General features: G+C 70.2%; 5 protein-coding genes. All 5 read right to left on the bottom strand.

The window, feature by feature from the left end:
- Positions 1 to 556: helix-turn-helix domain-containing protein (locus ACLN58_RS19300; RefSeq protein ID WP_415856855.1), on the bottom strand; the 556-nt coding region annotated here is incomplete at its 3' end.
- Positions 557 to 731: 175 nt separating this feature from the next.
- Positions 732 to 1406: a 3-oxoacid CoA-transferase subunit B gene (locus tag ACLN58_RS19295; RefSeq protein WP_415856854.1), complete on the bottom strand. Its 675-nt coding sequence runs from the start codon at positions 1404 to 1406 to the stop codon at positions 732 to 734.
- 4 nt (positions 1407 to 1410) lie between these two features.
- On the bottom strand, positions 1411 to 2070 hold the full coding sequence (locus tag ACLN58_RS19290; protein WP_415856853.1) for a 3-oxoacid CoA-transferase subunit A: 660 nt from the start codon (positions 2068 to 2070) through the stop codon (positions 1411 to 1413).
- 32 nt (positions 2071 to 2102) lie between these two features.
- On the bottom strand, positions 2103 to 3353 hold the full coding sequence (locus ACLN58_RS19285; protein ID WP_415856852.1) for a thiolase family protein: 1251 nt from the start codon (positions 3351 to 3353) through the stop codon (positions 2103 to 2105).
- Positions 3350 to 3805, bottom strand: a 456-nt coding sequence (gene pcaC, locus ACLN58_RS19280) for a 4-carboxymuconolactone decarboxylase (protein ID WP_415856851.1), incomplete at its 5' end; no start/stop codon positions are given. The genes pcaC and ACLN58_RS19285, both read right to left, overlap by 4 nt.

Here is a 3805-nt window from a genome sequence, read left to right as displayed (position 1 = left end):
GCTCCGCCTCGATCGCCTCGCGCGAAGTGAGCGTCCGTGGCGTCAGGGGCTCGAGGCTCGCCGCCGCGAAGTACCCGTCGAGCTCGGCCGGGGGCAGGGCCGCGAGCAAGACCCGGCCCATCGACGTCGCGTGCGCGGGGAACCGCGTCCCCGGCGAGATGCCCACGGAGATGATGCGACGCGTGTGGATGCGGGTGAGGTACACGATGTCCGTCCCGTCGAGGATGGCCATCGACGTCGACTCGCCCTCGCGGCGCGAGAGCTCCTCGAGGAACGGCTGGGCCAGCTCGGGGAGCCGTTGGCCCGAGAGATAGGCGTATCCGAGCTGCAGCACGAGGGGCGTGAGCGCGAAGCGCCGGCCGTCCGTGCGCATGTACCCGAGCTCGACGAGCGTGAGCAGGAAGCGCCGCGCGGTGGCGCGCGTGAGTTCCGTGCGGGCCGCGACCTCGGAGAGGGTCATCTCCTGGTGGTCGGCGTCGAACGCGCGGATCACGGCGAGCCCGCGGGCGAGGGACTGCACGAACTGGTCGCCGGGTTGCGACACGGCCTCGCTCATCGCGTTCTCCTCTCTCGACAACCGTCCTCTAGGCCGTATGGCCGTCCATCAGAGGCATAACCGTCGTCTGTGCGGGACGGTCATGCCTCCCAGAGACGGTCATGCGGCACAGGAGACGGTCATGCGGCTCAGGGGACGGTCATGCGGCGCACGGCCGCCCCTGCCACAGTAGCCGTCAGCCCGCGAGCAGCGGGACGTCCATGAGACCCTCGAGCTCCTCGAAGGTGACGCCGAACGTCTCCCGCACCCGCACGCCGTCGTCCGTGATGAGGAAGACGGCCTTGTCCGTGTACACACGCGTGACGCAGCCGACGCCCGTGAGCGGATACGTGCACGAGGGCACCAGCTTGGACATCCCGTCCTTCGTCAGCAGGGTCATCATGACGTAGACGTCCTTCGCGCCGGTCGCGAGGTCCATCGCGCCGCCGACGGCCGGGATCGCGTCCGGCGCGCCGGTGTGCCAGTTCGCGAGATCGCCCGCCGCTGAGACCTGGAACGCGCCGAGCACACACACGTCGAGGTGGCCGCCCCGCATGATCGCGAAGGAGTCCGCGTGGTGGAAGTAGCTCGCGCCGGGCAGCTCCGTCACGGGGATCTTCCCGGCGTTGATGAGGTCCTGATCGATCTCGTCGCCCACGGCGACCGGCCCCATGCCGAGCATCCCGTTCTCGGTGTGGAGCGTGATGTCCTGCTCGGCGGTGAGGTAGTTGGAGACGAGGGTCGGCTGGCCGATGCCCAGGTTCACGAACGAGCCGGGCGCGATGTCCCGAGCCACGAGCCGCGCGAGGTCGTCGCGGCCCAGGGGGGCTTCACTCTTCTGGGGGACGGACGACGTCGACACTTCACTCATGCTTTCAGCCCACCTTCACGATCGCGTTGACGTAGATGCCCGGCGTCACGACGTTCTCTGGGTCGAGGCCGCCGATCTGCACGATCTCCGAGACCTGGACGACCGTCCGCTTCGCCGCGGCGGCCATGATCGGCCCGAAGTTGCGCGCCGTCTTGCGGTACACGAGGTTGCCCTTGCCGTCCGCCTTGAGGGCCTTGATGAGCGCGACGTCCGCGTGGATGGGCGTCTCGAAGACCTGCCACTTGCCGTCGAGGAGGCGCGTCTCCTTGCCCTCGGCGAGCATGGTGCCGTAGCCGGTCGGGGTGAAGAAGCCGCCGATGCCCGCCCCGGCGGCGCGGATGCGCTCGGCGAGGTTGCCTTGCGGCACGAGCTCGAGCTCGATCTCCCCGGCGCGGTACTTCGCGTCGAAGTGCCACGAGTCGCTCTGCCGCGGGAACGAGCAGATCATCTTGCGCACGCGGCCCTCCTTGATGAGGAGCGCGAGGCCCTCGTCGGCCTGGCCCGCGTTGTTGTTGACCACCGTGAGCCCCCGCGCGCCGCCCTCGAGCAGCGCGTCGATGAGTTCGAACGGCTGCCCCGCGTTGCCGAAGCCGCCGATCATCACGGTCGAGCCGTCCTCGATGCCCGCGACCGCCTCGGCGACGGTGTCCTTGAATTCCAGCATCTCTACCTGTTCCTCCTCTGCGCCGCTCGACGCTACTTCGCGGCAGTCACGTTCTCGAGCACGACCGCGAGCCCCTGGCCCACGCCGATGCAGATCGCGGCGACTCCCCAGCGCTCGCCGCTGCGCTGCAGGCTGCGAGCGAGCGTGCCGAGGATCCGGCCGCCGGACGCGCCGAGCGGGTGCCCCATCGCGATCGCGCCGCCGTGCCGGTTGACGATCTCGGGGTCGATCTTCCATGCGTCCACGCACGCGAGGGACTGCGCGGCGAACGCCTCGTTGAGTTCGACGGCGCCCACCTGGTCCCAGCCGATCCCCGCCTTGGCAAGGGCCCGGTTCGCGGCCTCGACCGGTGCGAAGCCGAAGAACTGCGGCTCGTTGGCCGCAGCCGCGCGGCCCGCGATGCGCGCGATCGGCTCGAGGCCGAGGGTCCCGGCGGCGGCCTCCGAACCGAGCAGCACGGCGGAGGCACCGTCGGAGAGCGGCGAGGCGTTGCCGGCCGTCACGGTGCCGCCCGAGGTCGTGCCCGAGCGGTCGCCGTTGTCGAGGCGGAACACGGTCTTGAGGCCGGCAAGCTTCTCCGCGCTCGAGCCGGGGCGGATGCCCTCGTCGCGCGTGAGCTCGGTGCCCGGGACGGCGACCACGAGCTCGTCGTAGAAGCCCGCGTTCCAGGCCGCATCGGCCAGATGGTGCGATCGCGCGGCGAACTCGTCCTGCCGGTCGCGGCCGATCGAGTGGCGCTCGCGCAGTTGTTCGGTCGCCTCCCCGAGCGAAACGGTCCACTGCGAGGGCATCTTCGGGTTGACGAGCCGCCAGCCGAGCGTCGTCGAGGCGAGCTGCAGGTCGCCGGCCGGGTACGGCTTCTCGGTCTTCGGCAGGACCCACGGCGCGCGGCTCATCGACTCGACGCCGCCCACGAGGACGACGTCGGCGTCGCCCACCGCGATCTGGCGCGACGCGATCATCGCCGCGTCGAGCGACGAGCCGCACAGCCGGTTCACGGTCGTGCCGGGGATCGAGGTCGGAAGGCCCGCGAGCAGCGTGGCCATGCGAGCGACGTTGCGGTTCTCCTCGCCCGCGCCGTTCGCGTTGCCGAAAATCACCTCATCCACCGCGCTGTGCTTGCCATTCGCACCCTCCAGCGCTTCAGGCGTGAGCCCCGGGGCACGGTCCACGATGCTGCGGACCATGTGCGCCGCGAGGTCGTCCGGGCGGACCCCGGCGAGCCCGCCGCCGAACTTGCCGAACGGCGTGCGGATCGCGTCGTAGATGAATGCTTCGGTCATGGCTGTTCCTTCTCAACGTCAGAATCGATGGCGCTCTCGTCCGCGGCGGGGCTTCCGGCCTGGTTGTTCTGGGCGGTGTCAGCGCTAGCGTCAATCGCGGCCAGGGTCTTCTGCGCCACCTTGAACGCCGTGTTGGCGGACGGGACCCCGCAGTAGATGGCGCTCTGCAGGATCACTTCCTTGATCTCGTCCCGCGTGAGCCCGTTGCGGAGCGCGGCGCGCACGTGCATCGCGAACTCGTCCCAGTGGCCGTGCGCGATCATCGCCGTGAGCACGGCGACGGAGCGCATCTGGCGCGTGAGGCCCGGACGCGTCCAGATGCCGCCCCACGCGATGCGCGTGATCATGTTCTGGAACTCGGCGGTGAACTCGTCGGTGTTCGCGTTGGCCCGGTCGACGTGCGCGTCGCCGAGGACTTCGCGCCGCACCGCCATGCCGCCGTCGTACACGTC

It is taken from the genome of Sinomonas sp. G460-2 (assembly GCF_047759905.1).
GTDB lineage: Bacteria > Actinomycetota > Actinomycetes > Actinomycetales > Micrococcaceae > Sinomonas.
The sequence above is the reverse complement of the archived record's forward strand: the minus strand, read 5'-3'. Positions and strand labels throughout refer to the sequence as shown.